Origin of the sequence: Oceaniovalibus guishaninsula JLT2003, from assembly GCF_000299575.1 — a bacterium.
GTDB classification, from domain to species: Bacteria; Pseudomonadota; Alphaproteobacteria; order Rhodobacterales; family Rhodobacteraceae; genus Palleronia; species Palleronia guishaninsula.
Genome location: NZ_AMGO01000020.1, coordinates 84,574 through 101,904, shown reverse-complemented (window position 1 = coordinate 101,904; position 17,331 = coordinate 84,574). Strand labels below are relative to the sequence as shown.

General features: G+C 69.0%; 14 protein-coding genes. 9 read left to right on the top strand and 5 right to left on the bottom strand.

Annotated elements, in window-relative coordinates; all coding sequences use genetic code 11:
* Nucleotides 1-115: 115 nt before the first annotated feature.
* Nucleotides 116-547 carry a DUF1489 family protein gene (locus OCGS_RS06000; RefSeq protein WP_007426336.1) on the top strand — a complete coding sequence of 144 codons (432 nt, stop codon included), beginning with the start codon at nt 116-118 and terminating at the stop codon, nt 545-547.
* Between the two features lie 100 nt (nt 548-647).
* Nucleotides 648-1,376, top strand: a complete 729-nt coding sequence (locus OCGS_RS05995; protein ID WP_007426335.1) for a hypothetical protein — start codon at nt 648-650, stop codon at nt 1,374-1,376.
* 16 nt (nt 1,377-1,392) lie between these two features.
* On the opposite strand, the gene hisG is transcribed toward OCGS_RS05995, so the two are convergent.
* From hisG to OCGS_RS05975, 4 genes are all read right to left on the bottom strand, one after another.
* On the bottom strand, nt 1,393-2,085 hold the full coding sequence (hisG, locus tag OCGS_RS05990; RefSeq protein WP_007426334.1) for an ATP phosphoribosyltransferase: 693 nt from the start codon (nt 2,083-2,085) through the stop codon (nt 1,393-1,395).
* Entirely contained in the window at nt 2,079-3,149 is a 1,071-nt protein-coding gene (locus OCGS_RS05985; RefSeq protein ID WP_007426333.1) for an ATP phosphoribosyltransferase regulatory subunit, read from the bottom strand. The genes hisG and OCGS_RS05985 overlap by 7 nt, the downstream gene beginning before the upstream one ends.
* Nucleotides 3,146-4,624, bottom strand: a complete 1,479-nt coding sequence (gene hisS, locus OCGS_RS05980; protein WP_007426332.1) for a histidine--tRNA ligase — start codon at nt 4,622-4,624, stop codon at nt 3,146-3,148. Before hisS ends, OCGS_RS05985 begins: the two co-directional genes overlap by 4 nt.
* A gap of 117 nt (nt 4,625-4,741) precedes the next feature.
* Entirely contained in the window at nt 4,742-5,401 is a 660-nt protein-coding gene (locus OCGS_RS05975) for a VPLPA-CTERM sorting domain-containing protein (protein WP_007426331.1), read from the bottom strand.
* Between the two features lie 163 nt (nt 5,402-5,564).
* Between OCGS_RS05975 and OCGS_RS05970 the strand changes: the two genes are divergently transcribed.
* A complete protein-coding gene (locus tag OCGS_RS05970; protein WP_007426330.1) occupies nt 5,565-5,771 on the top strand; it encodes a SlyX family protein in 207 nt (68 codons plus the stop codon).
* A 7-nt stretch (nt 5,772-5,778) separates the two neighbouring features.
* Here the strand turns inward: OCGS_RS05970 and dnaE are convergent, their stop codons facing one another.
* Nucleotides 5,779-9,273, bottom strand: a complete 3,495-nt coding sequence (gene dnaE, locus OCGS_RS05965) for a DNA polymerase III subunit alpha (RefSeq protein ID WP_040610640.1) — start codon at nt 9,271-9,273, stop codon at nt 5,779-5,781.
* A 112-nt stretch (nt 9,274-9,385) separates the two neighbouring features.
* Between dnaE and OCGS_RS05960 the strand changes: the two genes are divergently transcribed.
* From OCGS_RS05960 to OCGS_RS05935, 6 genes are all read left to right on the top strand, one after another.
* The gene (locus tag OCGS_RS05960; protein ID WP_007426328.1) at nt 9,386-9,778 is read left to right on the top strand and encodes a four-helix bundle copper-binding protein; all 393 of its coding nucleotides are present in this window, start codon (nt 9,386-9,388) and stop codon (nt 9,776-9,778) included.
* Nucleotides 9,779-9,900: 122 nt separating this feature from the next.
* Entirely contained in the window at nt 9,901-11,364 is a 1,464-nt protein-coding gene (gene xdhA / locus OCGS_RS05955) for a xanthine dehydrogenase small subunit (RefSeq protein WP_040610633.1), read from the top strand.
* Nucleotides 11,361-13,787 (top strand): xanthine dehydrogenase molybdopterin binding subunit, encoded by a 2,427-nt coding sequence (xdhB, locus tag OCGS_RS05950; protein ID WP_007426326.1) that lies wholly within the window; start codon nt 11,361-11,363, stop codon nt 13,785-13,787. The genes xdhA and xdhB overlap by 4 nt, the downstream gene beginning before the upstream one ends.
* A complete protein-coding gene (gene xdhC / locus OCGS_RS05945; RefSeq protein ID WP_007426325.1) occupies nt 13,784-14,710 on the top strand; it encodes a xanthine dehydrogenase accessory protein XdhC in 927 nt (308 codons plus the stop codon). The genes xdhB and xdhC overlap by 4 nt, the downstream gene beginning before the upstream one ends.
* Nucleotides 14,703-16,208: an ABC transporter ATP-binding protein gene (locus OCGS_RS05940; protein WP_007426324.1), complete on the top strand. Its 1,506-nt coding sequence runs from the start codon at nt 14,703-14,705 to the stop codon at nt 16,206-16,208. Before xdhC ends, OCGS_RS05940 begins: the two co-directional genes overlap by 8 nt.
* Nucleotides 16,205-17,290 (top strand): ABC transporter permease, encoded by a 1,086-nt coding sequence (locus OCGS_RS05935; protein ID WP_007426323.1) that lies wholly within the window; start codon nt 16,205-16,207, stop codon nt 17,288-17,290. The genes OCGS_RS05940 and OCGS_RS05935 overlap by 4 nt, the downstream gene beginning before the upstream one ends.
* Nucleotides 17,291-17,331 lie beyond the last annotated feature (41 nt).

Sequence of the window (17,331 nt, the reverse complement as noted above, 5' to 3'; positions counted from 1 at the left end):
GAGGCGGGCCGATCACGTTACTGTCGGCCGCATGGCGCGTCAACGTGCACCGGGCTATATCGGCGGTCGGAGGCGCTGAGGCACAAGCGCTTGTAGGCGACCGGAACGGGACGGCATGGACGCGAAACTGCATCTTCTGAAACTTTCGGTCGGATCGGAAAGCGTCGAGGGGCTGATCGACTGGCAGCGCAACCGCTCTGAGCAGCGGATCGGCGGACGCTATTACCATCTGACGCGGATGTGGCCGCGCCGACAGGCCGAATTGCTGGCAGGAGGGTCGATCTTCTGGGTGATCCAGGGGCTGATCCTGGCCCGCCAGCGCGTCCTGTCGCTGCACGAGGTGACGGGGCAGGACGGCATCCGGCGCTGCGGGCTGGTGCTGGACGCCGAAGTGGTGCGGACCGAACCCGTGGCGCGACGCCCCTTTCAGGGCTGGCGCTATCTGGAAGCGGCCGATGCCCCGGCGGACCTGGGTGGCGCGCGCGGTGGCGATGCGGACCTGCCGCCGTCGCTAATGGCAGCACTGGCGGAAATCGGCGTGCGGTGACGGTGAACAAAAGTTTCCGTGAGGGCGGCTGTCTTGACGAAAAGTTAGTCTAGCTTGTGACGACGTGACAGTTTGTCACCGACTTTCAGGGAGACTTTTGATGAAAAGCTACAGGATGACGGCGGTTCTGGCGGCGGCCACATTGGCGCTGACGGTTCCCGTGACCGGCTGGGCCGCGACCTTCAAGGCGGCGTTGACGGAACTGAACGGTTCGGGCGTCAGCGGATCGGTGATCTTCGATGTGGACCGCACCGCAAACACGCTGCGCGCCCGGGCCGAGATCTTCGGCTTGACGCCGGACCGGCTGCATGTCAATCACATCCATGGCCGCTTCAACGACGACGGAACGCCGCGCGATTCGATCCTGCCGACGATGGACCTGGACGATGACGGCGACGGGTTCGTCGAGGTGCTGGAAGCCGCGCCGAATTATGGCGACATTCTGCTGTCCCTCGAACCGGCGCTGGCGCTTCCCGATCCCGACCCGAGCGCCGTCCATTCGGGGCCGTTCGCCGATGCCAGCGGCGTGCTGCGATACGACCTGCTGTTCGACCTGACCGACGATTCCATTTTCTTCAGCCCGGTTCTGGGCAACGACTATACCTCGGCGGACATCTTTCCGCTGCATCTGCGGGAATATGTGATCCACGGGCTGATCGTGCCCGGAGGCATCGACCCGTCGGCGCCTGACGGCGGCTTTGTCGCGACGATGCCCGTGGCCGCCGCCGAGATTTCGCCGGTGCCGCTTCCGGGTGCGGCCGGTCTGCTGCTGCTTGGCCTGTCGGGAATGGGCATCCTTGGCCGTCGCCGGATGAAGCGCCCGGCCTGACGCCCCGCACGGACCGTCAGGCGTCGAGGCCGAGGCGCTTCTTCAGCCTTTGCAGCGTCTGACGGTCTTCGTCGGTCCATGCCGCGTTGCGCGCGCGATAGAGCGTGGCCTGACTGGCATGGACCAGCCCGTCGGCCAGCGGCCGGAGATGGTTGTCGCGCAGCGTCTCGCCGGACGACGTGATGTCGGCGACGGCCTCGGCGGTGCCGTTGCGCACGGTGCCTTCGGTGGCGCCCTGGCTGTCGATCAGCCGGTAATCGGCGACGCCGTGGTGGCGCAGATGGTTGCGGACCAGGCGGTGATACTTGGTGGCGATGCGCATGCGAAAGCCATGATCGCGCCGGAAGGCCGCCGCCGCCGCGTCGAGATCGTCGAGCGTTTCCACATCCGTCCAGAAGGTCGGGACGGCGATCACCAGGTCGGCCTGACCGAAACCCATCCTCGCCAGCTCCTCGACCTGCGCATCCCAGGCGACCAGCCGGTCGCGCACCAGATCGGATCCGGTGACGCCTAGATGGATCCGCCCGGCGGCCAGATCGCGCGGGATCTCGGCGGCGCTGAGCAGAACCAGTTGCAGATCGGCGCCGTCCACGCTGCCGGCATATTCGCGGTCGGCGCCGTCGCGGGCCATGGCAAGGCCGCGTTCGCCGAACCACTGGAACGTCTTGTCCATCAGCCGGCCCTTGGACGGCACGCCCAGTTTCAGCATGACGCCCCCCGGCCCGCCGCAAGCAGCGTCAGCGCCGGGCGGATGACGCCGCCCACGGCGCGCACGGCGCGGCCCGATCCCAGCACCCGCGTCAGCGCGTCATAGCGCCCCCCCGTCGCCACAGGCGGCAGATCGCCCCGCTGCGGCGCGCGGAACGAGAAGACGAAGCCGTCGTAATATTCCATCGTCGCACGGCCATGCGCCGTTTCGAACGGCAGGGCGGCCACGTCGATGCCGCGCGCCGTCATCGCATCCAGCCGGCGCGCCAAACCGTCGACGGCATCGGCTATCCAGGGCATATCCATCGCCATATCCTCGAGCCGGCCGAGAACGGCGGGGGCGGCATCGTGGAGTTCGAGCAATTCGTCGATCAGCCCGACCAGCGCCGGATCGAGCGGCGGTTCGTCCGCGTCGGCATTCAGGGCCGCGAGACGCGCGCGCACCTCGGCCAGGCTGCGCAGGCCGATCTGTGGTGAGTTCGACGGGGCCGGGCGGCGGGGCCGGGTCCGGTGCGAGAACCGTTCCGTCAGCGCGCGGAACCGGCGCGGCCGCCAGATGTGCCGCAGCAGCGCGGCGCGGCGCGCATCGCTGACGGGCAGCCCCGCGACGGCGGCCATCAGCAGGCCGGTATCGCCGGTGGCGATCCGCAGGCCCAGGGGCGCCAGCAGGTCGTGAAACAGCGCGAAAACCTCGGCGTCGGCGGCGGCGGGATCGTCGCCGCCGAAAAGCTCGAACCCCGTTTGAAGGTATTCGGGCGCGCGGTCGGACAGGTCTTCTTGACGGCGGAAAACCTGCCCCGAATAGGCATAGCGCGCGATGCCGCCATCATCGGCCCCGCCGGCCATGTGCATCTGCACGATGGGCACGGTGAAATCGGGGCGCAGCATCATTTCGCCCCGCTGGGGATCGAAGGTGGTGAAGGCGCGGCCGCGGATATCCTCGCCGTAAAGGTCCAGCAACGTCTCGGCGGGTTGCAGGATGTCGGTTTCGACCGGCTGCGCGCCGGCAGCCTGAAATGCGGCGAGAAAGCGCGCGGCCTCGGCCTTTTCGGCGAGATCGGTCATTGCAGGCGCTTGGCGATCCCGGCCACCAGATCGGCGCGCGGCAATTCGAACTGCGCGGGCTGGGCGCGCCATTCCTCGTGGGTGACTTCGCCCGCCAACCGCGCCCCGAGCGCCAGATCCTTGACCTGCACCACGCCGCGCGCGCGTTCGTCGGCCCCCTGGATCACGGCCAGCGGGGACGCGCGGCGATCGGCGTATTTCAACTGGTTGCCGAAGTTTCTGGGATTTCCCAGATAGACTTCGGCGCGGATGCCGGCGCGCCGAAGCTCGGCGGCCATGGCCTGATAGTCCGACATGCGGTCGCGGTCCATGACGGTCACGATGACCGGACCCGCCGCCGCGTCGTCGACGCGCCCCCTGGCGTCCAGCGCGGCCAGCAGGCGGTCCACCCCGATTGACACGCCGGTGGCGGGCACGTCCTGGCCGGTGAAGCGGCGCACCAGATCGTCATAGCGCCCGCCCCCCGCGACGCTGCCGAATTGGCGCGGGCGCCCGTCCTCGTCCGCGATCTGGAACGTCAGCTCGGCCTCGTAGACGGGGCCGGTATAGTAGCCGAGGCCGCGCACGACCGAAGGGTCGATCACCACGCGGTCGGGGCCGTAGCCCAGCGCGGCGAGGGCGTCGGCGATCTGCGACAGCTCCTCCACCCCGTCGGCGCCGATGGCGGAATCGGCCACGAGATCGCGCAGCCGGACCAGCGTGGCGGCGTTGTCGTCGCGCCGCGCCTCGCAGAAATCGAGCAGCAGCGCCGCCTGCGCGTCGTCCAGCCCGGCGCCGCTGGTGAAGTCGCCGCTTTCGTCGCGCCGGCCCGCGCCCAGCAGATCGCGCACGCCGTCGCGGCCGAGGCGGTCCAGCTTGTCTATGGCGCGCAGGACGATGCCGCGGGCGGCGTCGTGGTCGGGCCCGGCAAGCCCCGCGACCTGCATCACACCGTTGAGGATCTTGCGGTTGTTCACGCGCACGATGTAATCGCCGCGCGCGATGCCGACCGCTTCCAGCACATCGGCGGTCAGGGCGCAGATTTCGGCATCGGCCGCCATCGAGGGCGCGCCGACCGTATCGGCATCGCATTGATAGAACTGACGAAAGCGGCCCGGACCGGGTTTTTCGTTGCGCCAGACCGGACCCATGGTGAACCGCCGGTAGGGGCTGGGCAGGGTGTCGCGGTATTGCGCGGCGACGCGGGCCAGGGGCGCCGTCATGTCGTAACGCAACGCCAGCCAGTCGCCCTTGTCGTCGGCATCCTCCTGCCAGGCGAAGACGCCGGCATTGGGGCGGTCCACATCGGGCAGAAACTTGCCCAGCGCCTCGACCGTCTCGACCGCCGAGGTTTCCAGCGCATCGAAGCCGTAAAGGTGATAGACATCCGCGATGCGGCGCAGCATCTCGGTCCGGCGGGTGACTTCGGGGCCGAAATAGTCGCGAAAGCCCTTGGGGGTGGCGGCCTTCGGTCGCGGTTGTTTCTTCGGCGCCATCACTGTCCCCGGCGTTGCAGTCGCGCGCTGCCTAGCGGATGCCCCTTGTGGGGGCAAGCCGCCGGGATGGGGCGCCGGGCGTGCAAGCCCGACGCCAAGACGCGATCAGGCGCGCGATCAGGCGGCCTTGCGCCGCCGGGCGGCCCAGCCCAGACCGCCCATCGCGGCCAGCAGCATCGGCAGCGCGGCGGGCAGCGGAACGGCCGCCACCTGAAGCGCGTCGAAGCCGCCGGAGCCGCTGTAGGTCAGGGTGAACGACTCGCCCCGGTTGATCTGGAACGGATCGAAGGCGATCGTCGCCGTCTGGCGATCCTTGGCGATGTTCGCCGAACCCAGCGTCTTGCCGCCGGCCACGACACCGAAGATGCCGTCATCGACCGCCGAGGCGCCCGAGAGCAGCAGCGCCGGACCGTCGAGCAGGGTGAAGGTGATGGTGCCCGCGGCGGCCGCGTCGTTCGGCGTCGGCTTGCCGTTGCCCGCGTCCTGAAGGATCAGGACGTTGCCGGCGACGCCGTTGTCGCCCTGGTTGCGCGGCCGCAGATCCTTGTCGTCGTTACACTTCTTGTAGCCCTTGCAGAGGGTGTCGAAGATCGCCGGCCCCTTGGACGGGCCAGTCCAGGTCAGGCCGAAGGTGAAACCGGCTTCGGTGAAGGTGGTCAGCGGCACATTCTGCATCGCGCCGGCATCCAGCCCCTCGAATCCGATGGTGGCGGCATTCGCAGCGCCGCCGAGCAATGCCGCCGCGACAAACGCGCCGGCCAGAGTTTTCTTTTTCATCGTATCACTCGCTTGAAAGGGCCGCATGAATCGACCGGCCATGGAATTGTCGGTCTGTCCGGGATACGGTCAATTTGAGACGGGTTGAAGTTTATCGCCCCAGATCAGTCAGTTGTGGCGATAATGACTGCGTGATCTGGCCTATTGTTTCTTCCGAGGACCGATGACCGATCCACGTTACAATCTAGAAGAGAAAGTCGCGCATCTTCTGCGTGTGCAGGACGAATTGTCGGATATCGTCGCCGAGCAGGCCGGCCGAATCGAGCGGCTGGAGCGGCGGATCGAGATGCTGATGCGCCGCGAGGCCGAGCGCGACCTGGACGCGGGCGGGTCGGTCCCCCTAGCCGACCAGCGCCCGCCGCATTGGTAGCTGGGCGTCAGACGTCCTCGACCTCGAACCCCAGCGATTTGATGGCGGCGCGGATGCGGGGCGAGACGGGGAAATCGGCACCCAGATCGACCTCGACCTCGCCGGGAAGGGCGGGGTCGGACAGGCACAGGGTGATGGGGCCGCGCCCGCTGCGGACGTTGCGGTCGGCGCGCGCGCCTTCCAGCAGGTCGCGCACGGCCTCGATCGCGCCCGCCTCGTCCACGAAGACGCGCAGGCCCGAGCCGCCCGCATCGGCCACGATGTCGTCCACGGCGGCGATGCTGCGGCCCAGCAGCTTGAGGGTGTCGGCCTCCATCGTCGCCTCGACCTGGACGACCACGCGGCTGCCCGCCTCGAGCAGGTCGCGCGAGGATTCGAGCACATCGGAAAAGACCGTTACTTCGCAAAGCCCGGTGGGATCGGACATCTGCACGAAGGCAAAGCGGTTGCCGCGCGCGGACTTGCGTTCCTGCCGGCCGCTGACGGCACCGGCGATGCTGGCGACATGCGGGCCCTGGGCGGCGCGCGCGCGGACCTCTTCCAGCGTCATCACCTTCTTGCGGCGCAGAGGCGCCATGTAATCGTCCAGCGGATGGCCCGAAAGGTAGAAGCCGACAGCGGCGTGTTCCTCGGCCAGACGTTCGGCGGCGGGCCAGTCATCGGCCTGCGCCAGCCGGGGTTCGGGCAGATCGTCGCCCGCCTCGCCGAACAGGCTGACCTGGTTGCTGGCCTTCTGGTCGTGGATCGCCGCCGAATAGGCCACCAGCGCATCCAGCCCGCCGAAGACGCGCCGCCGGTTGCGGTCGAGCTGGTCGAAGGCGCCGGCGCGGGCCAGCATCTCCATCGGGCGCTTGCCGACGCGTTTCAGATCGACGCGGCGCGCCATGTCGTAAAGCGTGGCGAAGGGGCGTTGGCCGCGCCCCTCGACGATCAGGCGCATCGCCTCGACGCCGACGTTCTTGAGCGCGCCCAGCGCATAGGCGATCCGGCCGTCGATGACCCGGAAGGTCGCGTCCGAGCGGTTGACGCAGGGCGGCACGATCTCGATCTTCAGGCCGCGCCGCACCTCCTCGGCATAGACGGCCAGCTTGTCGGTCAGGTGGATGTCGCAGTTCATCACGCCGGCCATGAATTCGACCGGATGGTTCGCCTTGAGCCAGGCGGTCTGATAGCTGACGACGGCATAGGCGGCGGCGTGCGACTTGTTGAAGCCGTAATTGGCGAACTTGTCGAGAAGGTTCCACACTTCGGTCGCCTTGGAAGCATCGACCCCGTTCGCCTTGGCGCCCGCCAGGAACTTGGGCTTTTCGGCATCCATCGCCGCCTGGATCTTCTTGCCCATCGCGCGGCGCAGCAGGTCGGCGCCGCCCAGCGAATAGCCGGCCATGTCCTGCGCGATCTGCATGACCTGTTCCTGATAGACGATGATGCCCTGCGTTTCGTCGAGGATGTGGTCGATGCTGGGATGCAGGCGCTCGCGGTCCGACAGGCCGTTCTTCACCTCGCAGTATTTGGGAATATTCTCCATCGGGCCGGGACGATAAAGCGCGACCAGCGCGACGATATCCTCGATGCAGGTGGGCTTCATCCGGCGCAGCGCGTCCATCATGCCGCTGCTTTCCACCTGGAACACGGCGACGGTCTTTGCACTGGCGTAAAGGCGATAGGTGGCCGGATCGTCCAGCGGGATCGCGCCGATGTCGTTCTCGGTCCCCGGAGCGGGATCGTAGAGCCGCGTTCCGTCCGGCCCGACATGCAGCGGCCGCGAGGCGCGGATCAGGTCGATGGCGTTCTGGATCACCGTCAGCGTCTTGAGACCCAGGAAGTCGAACTTGACCAGTCCCGCCTGTTCCACCCATTTCATGTTGAACTGGGTCGCGGGCATGTCGGATTTGGGGTCGCGGTAGAGCGGCACCAGCGCGTCGAGCGGCCGGTCGGCGATGACCACGCCCGCCGCATGGGTCGACGCGTTGCGCAACAACCCCTCGATCTTGCTGCCGTAATCCAGCAGGCGGCGCACGACTTCTTCGCGGGCTTCCTCGCGCAGGCGCGGTTCGTCCGCCAGCGCCTTTTCGATGCTGACGGGCTTGACCCCCTCGACCGGGATCAGCTTGGACAGCCTGTCAACCTGCATGTAGGGCAGTTGCAGAACGCGCCCCACATCGCGCACGGCCGCCTTGGACAGCAGCGCGCCGAAGGTGATGATCTGCCCCACGCGGTCGGCGCCGTAACGCTGCTGGACATAGCGGATCACCTCCTCGCGGCGGTCCATGCAGAAGTCGATGTCGAAATCGGGCATCGACACGCGTTCGGGGTTCAGGAACCGCTCGAACAGCAGCGAATAGCGCAGCGGATCGAGATCGGTTATCGTCAGCGCATACGCCACCAGCGACCCCGCGCCCGACCCCCGGCCCGGACCCACGGGAATGTCGTGGTCCTTGGCCCATTTGATGAAGTCGGCGACGATCAGGAAATAGCCGGGAAACCCCATGCCTTCGATGATGCCCAGCTCGAAATCCAGCCGGGCCTGATAATCCTCGACCGGGGCGGCGTGGGGGATGACGGCCAGCCGCGCGGCCAGACCCTCGCGCGCCTGGCGGCGCAGTTCGGCGACCTCGTTCTCGGCGAAGCGGGGCAGGATCGGGTCGCGGCGCGACACCGCGAAGGCGCAACGGCGGGCGATCTCGACGGTGTTTTCCAGCGCCTCGGGCAGATCGGCGAAAAGCGCCGCCATCTCGGCCGGGGATTTGAGGTAATGCTGCGGCGTCAGGCGGCGGCGGGGCGTGGATTGATCGACATACGCGCCTTCGGCAATGCAGATCAGCGCATCGTGCGCCTCGAACATGTCGGGCTTGGGGAAGTGCACGTCGTTGGTGGCGACCAGCGGCAGATCCATCGCATAGGCCATTTCGACATGCCCGCGCTCGGTCGCCTGTTCGGCGGGCGTCGGCTGTCCCCCCTCGCCAGGATGGCGCTGCAACTCGACGTAAAGGCGGCCCGGATAGATCGCGGCCAGCCGGGTCAGAAGCGTCTCGGCCCGCTGGCGGTGGCCGGCCTGCAACAACCGCCCCACCGGCCCGTCGGGGCCGCCCGAAAGGCAGATCAGCCCGTCGCCATGCGAAGCCAGATCGTCGGGCGTGACATGCAGCGGCCCGCCATCCGCGCGCATGTAAAGCGCGGTGTTCAGCTTCATCAGGTTGTCATAGCCCGCTTCGGACTGGGCCAGAAGCACCAGCGGCGCGGGGCGCGGCAACTGCCCGCGCGGCGGGTCTTCGCCGAAATCCAGCAGGTCGAGCTGGCAGCCGATTATGGGCTGCACGCCGCCTTCGATGGCGCCGACCGAAAATTCGAGCGCCGCGAACATGTTGTTGCTGTCGGTCACGGCGATGGCGGGCATCCCCATCGCGGCGGCCAGCCCCGGCAGCTTTTTCAGCCGCACGGCGCCTTCGAGCAGCGAATATTCGGTATGGACGCGCAGGTGGATGAATCGGGGGGCGGTCATGGCGCAGTCGTAGCCCGCCCCGCCCGTCCCCGCCAGCCCGCCGATATGCCGGATGCCCCGGAACACCGCGCCGCCCGCGCGCATTGCCGATGGACAACCGAGGAGGGAACCCATGTCCATCAAGGAAATGCTGGCCGAGCACCCCGACGTCGCGGGGCATCTGAACGAACCGCTGGCCGAGGCCGTCCGTCACGCGATGTATTGCGCGGCGATCTGCAATGCGTGCGCCGATGCCTGCGCCGCCGAGGAGGATGCCGGCGAGCGCGGACCGTGCATCCGGCTTTGCAACGATTGTTCGGACATCTGCACGGCGACCTACCGCGTGGGCTCGCGCCGCACGGGCAGCAACGAAGGCGTGCTGAAGGCGATGCTGGAGCTTTGCGCGCAGGCCTGCGACGAATGCGCCGCGATGTGCGAAAAGCACGACGATGCCCATTGCGCGCGCTGCGCCCAGATGTGCCGGGAATGCGCCGAGGATTGCCGCAAGGCGGCGCGGAACCTTTGAACGCACAAAAAACTTGCCAAGGCATGTCCGGCCCGCTTTCATGACCGGCGGGCCGCGCACTCTACGCCGCATCGACCGCGCCGCCTGCTGGGGAAGAGGGTAAGGCGGCGGACTACAGGAACATGCACGTCCGGTTTCGACTGAACGGAGATCCGGTGGCGGCCGATGTCGCCCCGACGGCGACACTTCTGGACTGGCTGCGCGAGACGCGGGGGCTGACCGGCACCAAGGAAGGCTGCAACGAGGGCGATTGCGGCGCCTGCACGGTGATCGCCACCGATGCGGACGGCGCACGGACGCTTAACGCCTGCATCCTGTTCATGGGGCAATTGGACGGCATGGCGATCCGCACGGTCGAGGGGATCGCCGGGCCGGACGGCGCGCTGCATCCCGTGCAGCAGGCGATGATCGACCATCACGGATCGCAATGCGGGTTCTGCACGCCGGGCTTTGTCGTGGCGATGGCCGCCGCGCATCTGAACGGACGCACCGACCACGACGACCAGCTTGCCGGCAACCTGTGCCGCTGCACCGGCTATGCGCCGATCCGCCGCGCCGCCGAAGCCGCCGAGGCTGCGCCGGTGCCCGACTGGATGCGGGATGCGCCGGTGAAGGGCGCGGAGGGTTCCGATGGATCCGAAGGCGGCGCGAAGGAAGCGCCGTCGCACGGCACGGTGTCCGCCGATTGGGGACACCGCGATTCCCTGGCCGCGACCGGCGCATCGGCGCAGGGCGATCCGGGCCGCGCCGGTGCGGGGTTCCGGCCCCGCAACGCCGACGCGCTGGCCGGATGGTATGCGCAAAACCCCGACGCGGTGCTGATCGCCGGGGCAACGGACGTGGGGCTTTGGGTGACGAAGGGGCTGCGCGATCTGGGCCAGGTCGCCTTTCTGAACGGCGTGACGGATTTGCAGCGGATCGAGCAGGGGCCGGACGGGCTGCGCATCGGTGCGGGCGTGACGATGACCCGGATGCTGGAGGCGATGACCGACCGCCATCCGTCCTATGCCGAGCTGATCCGCCGCTATGGCAGCGTCCAGGTTCGCAACGCCGCGACGCTCGGCGGCAACATCGCCAACGGATCGCCCATCGGCGACAACCCGCCCGCGCTGATCGCACTGAGCGCCATGCTGCATCTGCGGCGCGGGGATGCGCGCCGGTCGATTCCGCTGGAGGATTTCTTCGTCGATTACGGCAGGCAGGACCGAGGGCCGGGCGAGTTCGTCGAGGCGGTGACGATCCCCGACGGCCCGGACATCCTGCGCTGCTACAAACTGAGCAAGCGGTTCGACCAGGACATCTCGGCCGTGTGCGGGTGTTTCGCCATCGCGCGCGACGGGGGCCGCGTAACGGCGGCGCGGATCGCCTTCGGCGGCATGGCGGGCATTCCCAAGCGCGCCCGCGCGGTCGAGGACGTGCTGCTGGCGGGCGGGACGGTGGCCGAGGCGCAGGAGGCGCTGGCGCGGGACTTCACCCCGCTGTCGGACATGCGCGCCAGCGCCGCCTATCGGATCGAGGCCGCGCGCGGCATGATCGCGCGCGCCTGCGCCGACAGCCCGCTGCATGTGCTGGAGGTGCAGCCATGAGCGTCGCGCGTCCCCTGCCCCACGAAAGCGCCGCGCTGCATGTCACGGGCGCCGCGCGTTATATCGACGACCTGCCGGTGCCCGCCAACACGCTGCATCTGGCCTTCGGCCTGTCGCCCGCCGCGCATGGCGCGATCGCGGCGCTGGATCTCGAGGCAGTGCGCACCGCGCCGGGCGTCGTGCATGTGATGACGGCGGCCGACCTGCCCTTCGCCAACGACGTGGCGCCCGCCGCGCATGACGAACCGCTGCTGGCCGACGGCATCGTGCACCACATGGGCCAGCCGATCTTCGCCGTCGCCGCTGTATCGCATCTGGCGGCGCGCAAGGCGGTGCGGCAGGCCCGCCTCGAGATCGTCGAGCGGCCCGCGCTTCTGACCATCGACGACGCGCTGGCGGCGGATGCACGATACGAGGACGGGCCGCGCATCTATGCCAAGGGCGACGCCGCCGCCGCCATCGCGGACGCGCCCCGCCGACTGACCGGCCGGATCGAGATCGGCGGGCAGGAGCATTTTTATCTGGAAGGCCAGGTGGCCCTCGCCCTGCCGCAGGAGGGGGGCGAGATGGTGGTCCATTCGTCGTCCCAGCATCCGACCGAGATCCAGCACAAGGTGGCCGAGGCGCTGGGCCTGCCTATGCACGCCGTGCGCGTCGAGGTGCGGCGCATGGGCGGCGGGTTCGGCGGCAAGGAAAGCCAGGGCAACGCGCTGGCCGTCGCCTGCGCGGTGATGGCGCGGGCGACCGGGCGGCCCTGCAAGATGCGTTACGACCGCGACGACGACATGACGATCACCGGCAAGCGCCACGATTTCCGCATCGACTATGACGTGGGGTTCGACGGCGACGGGCGGGTGCGGGGCGTCGAATTCAGGCAATACGCCCGCTGCGGATGGAGCCAGGATCTGTCGCTGCCCGTCGCCGATCGCGCGATGCTGCATGCCGACAACGCCTATCGTCTGGATCATTGCCGCATCGAAAGCCACCGGCTGCGCACGCATACGCAATCGGCGACCGCCTTTCGCGGTTTCGGCGGGCCGCAGGGCATGGTCGGGATCGAGCGGGTGATGGACGAGATCGCCCATGCGCTGGGGCGCGATCCGCTGGAGGTGCGGCGCGTCAACTTCTATGCCGACGCGGATGGCGACCCCGAAGGGGGGCTGTCCGCCCCCCGGCCTTCGGCCCCCCCCGGGGGTATTTCGGGAAAGATGAAGGAGGCCGACATCGCCAGCCGCGGCGCGCTGCACGAGGTGGCCGAGCCGGTCGGTCCGGTCCACGCGCCGCCGCCCGGTGTGCAGACCACGCCCTATCACATGCCGGTCACGGATTTCATCCTGCACCGGCTGACCGCGCGGCTGGCCGAAACGGCGGATTACGACGCCCGGCGCCAGAAGGTGGCGGACTGGAACGCGGCCAACGCGGTGCTGAAGCGCGGAATCGCCCTGACGCCGGTGAAGTTCGGCATTTCCTTCACGCTGACGCATCTGAACCAGGCGGGCGCGCTGGTGCATGTCTATCAGGACGGGTCCGTGCATCTGAACCACGGCGGCACCGAGATGGGTCAGGGGCTGCATTCCAAGGTGCGGCAGGTGGCGGCCGACCGCTTCGGCATCGACGTGTCGCAGGTGCGCATAAGCGCGACCGATACCGGCAAGGTGCCCAACACATCCGCAACGGCGGCGTCTTCGGGGGCGGATCTGAACGGCATGGCGGTCAAGGCGGCCTGCGACACGATCCGCGACCGGATCGCCGCCTATCTGGCCGGGCTGCATCAGACCGATGCCGCCGCGATCCGGTTCGAGGGCGGGCAGGTGCGCGCCGGGGGCGAGGTCTATGATTTTCCGCGCGCGGTGGCCTTGGCCTATATGGGGCGCGTCAGCCTGTCCTCGACCGGGTATTACCGCACGCCCGATATCGAATGGGACCGCATCGCCGGGCGCGGGCGGCCGTTCTATTACTTCGCCTATGGCGCCGCCGTGACCGAAGTGGTCATCGACACGCTGACCGGCGAGAACCGCATCCTGCGCTGCGACATCCTGCACGACGCGGGCGCATCGCTGAACCCCGCGCTCGACATCGGCCAGATCGAGGGCGGCTATGTGCAGGGCGCGGGCTGGCTGACGACCGAGGAACTGGTCTGGGACGACAAAGGCCGGCTGACGACGCATGCGCCGTCCACCTACAAGATCCCGGCCATGTCGGACCGGCCGCGCGTCTTCAACGTGGCGCTGTGGGACGGCGAGAACCGGGCCGAGACGATCTATCGCTCGAAGGCGGTGGGCGAGCCGCCCTTGATGCTGGGGATTTCCGCGCTGATGGCGCTGAGCGATGCCTGCGCGGCCTGCGGCCCGAACTATCCCGCGCTGGACGCGCCCGCCACGGCCGAACGGGTGCTGGCGGCGGTGCGGCGGGCGCGCGGATGAGCTTCGATCTGGACGCCATCGCCGAGGCTGTCGCCCTGCACGGGCGGGTGCTGCGCGTCGCGGTGGCCGAGGCGCGCGGATCCGTCCCGCGCGAACCGGGGGCGGCGATGCTGCTTTGGGATGGCGGACAGGCGGGAACGATCGGCGGCGGCGCGCTGGAATGGCAGGCCGCGCAGGCCGCGCGTGAGGGCGCGCGGGGCGTGACGCGGCATCCGCTGGGGCCGTCGCTGGGCCAGTGCTGCGGGGGGGCGGTGACGCTGTGGACCGAAGCCTGGGACGCGGCGTCGCTGGCGCGGCTGGATACAGGCGGCGGCATCGTGGCGCGCGGGCCGGGCGAGGTTCCGTTGAGCGTCGCGCGACTGCGCAGCCGGGCGCGGGGTTCGGGGGTTCTGCCCGCGCCCGGCCTGCACGGCGGCTGGATGGTCGAGCCGCTGGCGCGGCGCACCCGGCCCGTCTGGATCTGGGGGGCCGGGCATGTCGGGCGGGCGATGGTCGCGGTCCTGTCGCCGCTGCCCGAGCTGGCGCTGACATGGATCGACACGGCGCCGGCCCGCTTTCCGGCCGCGATACCGGACGGCGTCGCGCAACTGGTGGCGGCCGACCCGGTTCTTGCCGTCCGCCATGCGCCCGACGATGCGCGCCATGTGATCGTGACCTATTCGCATGCGCTCGACCTGGCGCTGTGCGACGCGCTGCTGTCGCGGCGCTGTGGCGGGATCGGGCTGATCGGGTCGGCGACGAAATGGGCGCGGTTCCGTAAGCGGCTGCGCGATCTGGGCCATGGCAACGCCGATCTGGCGCGGATCGACTGCCCGATCGGGGATCCGTCGCTGGGCAAGCATCCGCAGACCATCGCCATCGGGGTGGCGGCACGTCTGCTGGACCGCGCCCGCCGGGCGGACGGAAGGCGCGCGCATGGCTGATATCCTGACGCTGGATGGGCTGACCAAGGCGTATCCCGGCGTCGTCGCCAACGATGCGGTGTCGTTCGGGATCGCCGAAGGCAGCACCCATGCCCTGCTGGGCGAGAACGGCGCGGGCAAGTCCACCCTGGTCAAGATGATCTACGGTCTGGTGCGGCCCGATGCCGGCACGATGCGGCTGGCGGGCGCGCCCCACGCGCCGCATTCGCCGAAAGAGGCGCGCGCGGCGGGCGTGGGGATGGTGTTCCAGCACTTTTCGCTGTTCGACGCGCTGGACGTGGCCGAGAACATCACGCTGGGGATGGATACGCCGCCGCCCCGGTCGGAACTGGCGCAGCGCATCCGCGAGGTCAGCCGCGCCTATGGCCTGCCGCTGGAGCCTGCGCGCATCGTCGGCACGCTGTCGGCGGGCGAACGCCAGCGGGTCGAGATCGTGCGCTGCCTTCTGCAATCGCCGCGCCTGCTGATCATGGACGAGCCGACCAGCGTACTGACCCCGCAGGAGGTGCGGCTGCTGTTCGACACGTTGGAAAAGCTGAGCGACGAGGGCACGGCGATCCTCTATATCTCGCACAAGCTGGAGGAGATCCGCGCGCTTTGCGACCACGCGACGATCCTGCGCGGCGGCCGTGTGGTCGCAACCTGCACCCCGGCCGATCACAGCGCCGCCGAACTGGCCGAGATGATGGTCGGCGCAAGGTTGACGGCGCCCGCCCGCATCGCGCGCGATCCGGGCGACGCGGTGCTGACGCTGGACGGTGTGGCGCTGCCTGCGACCCATGCCTTCGGGACGGCGCTGCACGATGTGTCGCTGACCCTGCGCGCGGGCGAGGTGATGGGCATCGGCGGTGTGGCCGGCAACGGTCAGGACGAATTGCTGGCGGTGATCGCGGGCGAACGCCGCGCCGCCGCGGGCCGCGTGACGCTGGCGGGGCGCGACATCACCCGCGACGGGCCGGATGCGCGGCGGCGCGCGGGGTTGCTGACCGCCCCCGAGGAACGTCTGGGCCATGCCGCCGCCCCCGCGATGAGCCTGACCGAGAACGCGCTGCTGACGGCGCACGAACGCAAGGGGTTGGCGCGGCACGGCTTCATCCGCTGGCGCGCCACACGCGATTTCGCCCGTGCCGTGATCGCCGCCTTCGACGTTCGCACGCCCGGTCCGGGCCAGGCGGCGCAGGCGCTGTCGGGCGGCAACCTGCAAAAATTCGTCATCGGGCGCGAAATCCTTCAGGCGCCGGTGGTGCTGGCCGTCAACCAGCCGACATGGGGTGTCGATGCGTCGGCCGCCGCCGCCATCCGCCAAGCGCTGCTGGATCTGGCCTCCGACGGCGCGGGCGTCATCGTCATCAGTCAGGATCTGGACGAGTTGACCGAGGTTTCGGATACGTTCGCCGCGCTGAACGCGGGCCGCCTGTCGGCGCCGCGGCCCATGCGCGGCCTGACGATGGAGGAGATCGGCCTGATGCTGGGCGGCGTCCGCGGGGAAGCGGCATGATCGCGCTGGAGCGCCGCGCAGCACCCAGCCGCGCCTGGCTTTGGGGTGCGCCGCTGCTGGCCGTGGCGCTGACGATGATCGCGGGCGGGCTGATGTTCGCGGCACTCGGAAAGGATCCGGTGGCGGCGATCCGCACGATCTTCTGGGATCCGCTGTTCGACCCGCAATTCGCCGCCTATTCCCGGCCCCAGCTTCTGGTCAAGGCGGGGCCGCTGGTGCTGATCGCCACGGGCCTTGCGCTGGGGTTCCGGGCCGGCGTTTGGAACATCGGCGCCGAGGGGCAATACATCGTCGGCGCGCTTTGCGGCGCGGGCGCGGGTCTGGCGCTTTATCCGATGGAGGCATGGTTCATCTTTCCGCTGATGGTGCTGGCCGGCGCACTGGGCGGATGGGCCTGGGCGATGATCCCCGCAATTCTCAAGACCCGGTTCAACACCAACGAAATCCTCGTATCGCTGCTGCTGGTCTATGTGGCCGAAAGCCTGCTGGCCTCGGCGGCGGTGGGCGTGCTGCGCAATCCCGAAGGCGGCGGCTTTCCCGGCAGCCGCAACCTGTCGCAATGGGCATCGTCGGCCAATCCCGAACTGATCGCGGGAACGGGCGCGCATTGGGGCGTGGTCGCGGCGCTGATCGCGGTGATCCTGGCCTATGTGGTACTGAACCGGCATCTGACGGGGTTTCACATCAAGCTGGCCGGACAGGCGCCGCGCGCCGCGCGCTTCGCGGGGGTGAACCCCGCGCGGCTGGTTCTGTTCTGCTTCGGCACCGCGGGCCTCCTTGCCGGGCTTGCCGGCGTGTTCGAGGTGACGGGCCCGGCGGGGCAGATCGGCATCGACTTCAACGTCGGTTACGGCTTCACCGCGATCATCGTCGCGTTTCTGGGGCGGCTCGACCCTTTGGGCATCCTGCTGGCCGGACTGCTGATGGCGCTGACCTATATCGGTGGCGAGTTGGCCAGCTTCATGCTGGGGATCCCCGTCGCGGCGATCCAGGCGTTTCAGGGGATGCTGCTGTTCTTCCTGCTGGCGGTGGACGTGCTGACGAACTTCCGCATCCGCGTCGGCCGCAGGGACATCGCATGACCGCGCCCTTCATCTTTCTTCAAATACCCTCGCCGAAGGCG

Excerpts from the sequence above, each read along its gene's own strand:
- OCGS_RS06000 (WP_007426336.1), top strand. The coding sequence starts at position 116 with ATGGACGCGAAACTGCATCTTCTGAAACTTTCGGTCGGATCGGAAAGC.
- OCGS_RS05995 (WP_007426335.1), top strand. The coding sequence starts at position 648 with ATGAAAAGCTACAGGATGACGGCGGTTCTGGCGGCGGCCACATTGGCG.
- hisG (WP_007426334.1), bottom strand. The coding sequence starts at position 2,085 with ATGCTGAAACTGGGCGTGCCGTCCAAGGGCCGGCTGATGGACAAGACG.
- OCGS_RS05985 (WP_007426333.1), bottom strand. The coding sequence starts at position 3,149 with ATGACCGATCTCGCCGAAAAGGCCGAGGCCGCGCGCTTTCTCGCCGCA.
- hisS (WP_007426332.1), bottom strand. The coding sequence starts at position 4,624 with ATGGCGCCGAAGAAACAACCGCGACCGAAGGCCGCCACCCCCAAGGGC.
- OCGS_RS05975 (WP_007426331.1), bottom strand. The coding sequence starts at position 5,401 with ATGAAAAAGAAAACTCTGGCCGGCGCGTTTGTCGCGGCGGCATTGCTC.
- OCGS_RS05970 (WP_007426330.1), top strand. The coding sequence starts at position 5,565 with ATGACCGATCCACGTTACAATCTAGAAGAGAAAGTCGCGCATCTTCTG.
- dnaE (WP_040610640.1), bottom strand. The coding sequence starts at position 9,273 with ATGACCGCCCCCCGATTCATCCACCTGCGCGTCCATACCGAATATTCG.
- OCGS_RS05960 (WP_007426328.1), top strand. The coding sequence starts at position 9,386 with ATGTCCATCAAGGAAATGCTGGCCGAGCACCCCGACGTCGCGGGGCAT.
- xdhA (WP_040610633.1), top strand. The coding sequence starts at position 9,901 with ATGCACGTCCGGTTTCGACTGAACGGAGATCCGGTGGCGGCCGATGTC.
- xdhB (WP_007426326.1), top strand. The coding sequence starts at position 11,361 with ATGAGCGTCGCGCGTCCCCTGCCCCACGAAAGCGCCGCGCTGCATGTC.
- xdhC (WP_007426325.1), top strand. The coding sequence starts at position 13,784 with ATGAGCTTCGATCTGGACGCCATCGCCGAGGCTGTCGCCCTGCACGGG.
- OCGS_RS05940 (WP_007426324.1), top strand. The coding sequence starts at position 14,703 with ATGGCTGATATCCTGACGCTGGATGGGCTGACCAAGGCGTATCCCGGC.
- OCGS_RS05935 (WP_007426323.1), top strand. The coding sequence starts at position 16,205 with ATGATCGCGCTGGAGCGCCGCGCAGCACCCAGCCGCGCCTGGCTTTGG.